The sequence below is a fragment of the Serratia sp. (in: enterobacteria) genome (genome assembly GCF_046715635.1).
Classification (GTDB): Bacteria; Pseudomonadota; Gammaproteobacteria; order Enterobacterales; family Enterobacteriaceae; genus Chania.
Window position 1 is genome coordinate 1 of sequence record NZ_JBKJYW010000539.1, and the last position, 3,917, is coordinate 3,917.

Below are 3,917 nucleotides of genomic sequence, written 5' to 3' on the forward strand. Positions count from 1 at the left end.
AGGCGCCATGTTTTCCGCAATTGGTCACCGTTGGTGGCCGCGACGGGCAGAAACCAACCTGGTTGCTTCTTTGAAGCCGCCCGGTGAATGAGTTACGGAGACGGTAAATGAAGTTTGTAGATGAAGCAGCGATCCTGGTCGTTGCAGGTGATGGCGGCAATGGTTGCGTTAGCTTCCGCCGCGAAAAATACATCCCGAACGGTGGGCCAGATGGCGGCGACGGCGGTGACGGCGGTGACGTTTACCTGGTGGCAGACGAAAACCTGAATACCCTGATCGATTACCGCTTTGAAAAATCTTTCCGTGCCGAACGTGGCCAGAATGGTCAAAGCCGTGACTGTACCGGTAAACGCGGTAAAGACGTCGAAATCAAGGTGCCGGTCGGTACCCGTGTACAGGATCAGGGCACCGGAGAAATCCTCGGCGATATGACCCGTCATCAGCAGCGTCTGATGGTGGCGAAGGGCGGTTGGCATGGCCTGGGCAACACCCGTTTCAAATCCTCGGTAAACCGTGCCCCGCGCCAAAAAACGCTGGGTACCAAGGGTGAAATGCGCGATATCCTGCTGGAGCTGCTGCTGTTGGCGGATGTGGGCATGTTGGGCCTGCCGAACGCCGGTAAGTCGACCTTCATTCGCGCGGTGTCTGCCGCCAAGCCAAAAGTGGCGGACTACCCGTTCACCACGCTGGTACCGAGCCTGGGCGTGGTGCGTATGGACCATGAGCAAAGCTTCGTGGTGGCGGACATTCCTGGCCTGATCGAAGGCGCACATGAAGGCGCTGGCCTGGGGATCCGTTTCCTGAAACACCTGGAGCGCTGCCGCGTGTTGCTGCACCTGGTGGACATTGCGCCGATCGACGAGTCCGATCCGGTAGAGAATGCCAAGGTGATCATCAACGAGCTCAACCAGTACAGCGAGAATCTGTCGCACAAGCCACGCTGGCTGGTGTTCAACAAAGTTGACCTGCTGGACGAGGAAGAGGCCGCCGAGCGCGCCAAGGCGATCGTAGAAGGCATGGGTTGGGAAGGTAAGTACTACATGATCTCCGCTGCGAACCGCGAAGGCGTTAACGCGCTGTGCTGGGACGTGATGAACTTCATCAACACGCAACCGAAAGCCATGGCGATCGAAGAAAGTGCGCCAGAAAAAGTCGAGTTCATGTGGGATGATTACCACCGTGAGCAAATCGCAGAAGTGGAAGCTGAAGCGGACGACGATTGGGATGATGACTGGGATGAAGATGACGACGAAGGCGTCGAAATCGTCTACCAGAAGTAATTCTACGTAATAAAGTGAGGGCTCGGTTCAGTGAACCGGGCCCTTGTTGTTTTTGGGACGGCTGAAATCTGCTACGTAGGGGCGCTGCATGCTGCGCCCTGGTGTTTACTGATTTAAAATATTATCTGGCAGCCAACACTGTGCATCCAGGCCGCTGGCATCGGTACGGTTTTCCAGGCGAAGACTGCCGCGGTGTAGTTGTACGATACGGATCACGATATTCAAGCCCAGCCCGCTGCCGCCATAACGTTGATCCATCCGGCGGAAGGCCTGGGTCAACTCTCCCGCCATTTCTTGTCTGATACCCGGTCCCTCGTCAAGCACCTGTAATCGTTGCCCATTATTCTCGGGGGTGAGCTCAACACGAATGACACTCTTCTCGGGGCCATAGCGGTGCGCATTTTCAACCAGATTACGCAGCATCAGGCGCAGCAGCACCGGATCGCCATGGGTCGGGGCACTGGCTGGCAGTTGCCAGACAATCTTTTGCCCGCGCAGAGCGGTTAGCTCCTTCAGCTCTTCCTGCAATGGCTGGACAACGTTGGTCACCCAGTCAAACTGCTGGTAATGGCCACTGGCGAAGTCCTGCCCGGCGCGCGATAGCATCAGCAATTGCTCAACCACGTGCATCAGTTGGTCAATGCGGGCGATCAGTTGCTTGCTGCCCGTGACTCCCTGTTGCTCCATCAGTTCCAGATGCAAACGGATCCCCGCCAGCGGCGTGCGTAATTCATGGGCCGCATCGGCAGTAAACAGGCGTTCCTGCTGGATGGTATGGTCAAGGCGTGACAAGAGCTGATTCAATGCCTTGGTGACCGCCACCACCTCCAGACTGTCGTTGGGAACCGGTAAGGGGGTCAGATTATCTGCTGAACGTTTCTCCAGCTTTTCCTGCAGTTGATTCAGCGGCCGGATAATCCAGCTGATGGCCCAGAAGGAGGCCAGCAGGGTCACCACCATCATGATCAGCGAAGGGGCGAGCAGGGAAGCGATCGCTTCGGCAATCTCGGTATCGACCCGTTCGTTGCGGACTTTGGCCGACAGGGTTTCATCCACCAGGAAACTGATCTGCTCCTGGCTTTCATGCCATAGCCAAAACGCGCTGATAAGCTGGGTGACCAGCAGGATCAGGGCTAACATCAGCAGCAAACGACGGCGCATGCTGATCAAGATGCGGGCTCCAAACGGTAACCGATGCCACGTACGGTGCGGATACGATCTTTACCCAATTTACGGCGCAAGTTGTGCATATGCACTTCGAGAGTATTCGAGCCCAGATCGTCGTTCCAGGTATAGAGGTCTTGTTGCAATAGCTCACGGTTGACGGTTTGCCCGGCCCGCATCATCAGACGCGACAGAATGGCAAACTCTTTCGGCGTGACGTCTATCGCCTGCTGTTGCAGATACACCTGCTGGCTGGACAGGTTGAGTGTCAGATCGTCCTGTTGCAGCAGGTTATCGCTGTGGCCTTGATAACGGCGGATCAAAGCACGCACCCGGGCTTGCAACTCAATCAGTGCAAAGGGTTTGACCAGATAATCATCGGCACCGGCATCCAGCCCATCGACACGGTCTTGCAACGCGTCGCGTGCGGTGAGGATCAGTACTGGGATGCTGATTTGCTCTCGACGCCATTGGCGCAGCAGGGTGGCACCGTCAATATCTGGCAGGCCGAGGTCGAGGATCACCATACTGTACTGGCTGGTGACGATCAGGCTATTGGCCTGCGCAGCACTGGCCGCACAATCACAGGCGTAGCCTTCGTTGGACATTGCCAACGCCACGCCTTGCTGCAATAACTCATCATCCTCAACAATCAGTAGCTTCATACCCTTGGGCCTCAATTGTTCTGATAGATATCCCGATACAACCGGCTTTCGAAACGTACCAGCGGCGCTCGGCGCTGTTTCTGATCTTCTGGCGGCACTGCGTAACCTGATAGATATTGGACAAAGGCAAGGCGCTGACCGCTGGCGGTGGTGATAAAGCCGGCCAGGTTATAGACCCCTTGCAGCGCCCCGGTTTTGGCCGAAACCTTACCGTCGACTCCTGCTTCGTGCAGGCCACCGCGATAGCGCAGCGTGCCATCATAACCGGACAGCGGCAGCATCGAGATAAAGTTGAGCTCGCTGTCGTGTTGAGCAATATATTGCAACGCCTGCATCATGGTGGCGGGTGCCAGCAGGTTGTGGCGCGACAGGCCAGAGCCGTCCACCACGATGCTGTTACCCAACTCTACCCCGGCTTTCTGGCGTAGAACCTGGCGTACTGCATCTGCCCCCGCGCGCCAAGTGCCCGGTACGCCGAAGCGTTCATGGCCAATGGTGCGAAAGACGGTATCGGCAATCATGTTGTCCGACTTCTTCAGCATGGTTTTCAGCAGGTCATGCAACGGTGCAGACTGCGTCTGGGCGATGACCGTTCCTGTCATACCTGGCTGGGTTTGGCGTTTCAAATGGCCGCCAATCTGGATCCCTGATTTGACCAACTCATCTTTCAGGATGGCACCGGCATAACTGGCTCCATCTTGAATGGCGAATGCCAACGGCAGCGGTTCACTGCGTTGGGTCAGGCATCCGGTCAGTGTAAAGCGGTTCAATTCGCCCGGCACCACATCCAGTTCACAATATTGTGCAT

General features: G+C 56.5%; 4 protein-coding genes. 1 reads left to right on the forward strand and 3 read right to left on the reverse strand.

Annotated elements, in window-relative coordinates:
- Positions 1 to 107: 107 nt before the first annotated feature.
- A complete protein-coding gene (gene cgtA / locus ACLQ7H_RS28080) occupies positions 108 to 1,280 on the forward strand; it encodes an Obg family GTPase CgtA (RefSeq protein ID WP_021179040.1) in 1,173 nt (390 codons plus the stop codon).
- A 105-nt stretch (positions 1,281 to 1,385) separates the two neighbouring features.
- Here cgtA and pmrB read toward each other — a convergent pair whose 3' ends face one another.
- From pmrB to dacB, 3 genes are all read right to left on the reverse strand, one after another.
- The gene (pmrB, locus tag ACLQ7H_RS28085) at positions 1,386 to 2,450 is read right to left on the reverse strand and encodes a two-component system sensor histidine kinase PmrB (RefSeq protein ID WP_411755505.1); all 1,065 of its coding nucleotides are present in this window, start codon (positions 2,448 to 2,450) and stop codon (positions 1,386 to 1,388) included.
- Positions 2,447 to 3,109 carry a two-component system response regulator PmrA gene (gene pmrA, locus ACLQ7H_RS28090; protein ID WP_411755506.1) on the reverse strand — a complete coding sequence of 221 codons (663 nt, stop codon included), beginning with the start codon at positions 3,107 to 3,109 and terminating at the stop codon, positions 2,447 to 2,449. Before pmrA ends, pmrB begins: the two co-directional genes overlap by 4 nt.
- Positions 3,110 to 3,120: 11 nt before the next feature.
- On the reverse strand, positions 3,121 to 3,917 hold a 797-nt coding region (gene dacB / locus ACLQ7H_RS28095; RefSeq protein ID WP_411755507.1), incomplete at its 5' end, for a D-alanyl-D-alanine carboxypeptidase/D-alanyl-D-alanine-endopeptidase.

Bases quoted from the DNA above. Each gene is read 5' to 3' on its own strand.
- cgtA (WP_021179040.1), top strand. From the start codon at position 108: ATGAAGTTTGTAGATGAAGCAGCGATCCTGGTCGTTGCAGGTGATGGC.
- pmrA (WP_411755506.1), bottom strand. From the start codon at position 3,109: ATGAAGCTACTGATTGTTGAGGATGATGAGTTATTGCAGCAAGGCGTG.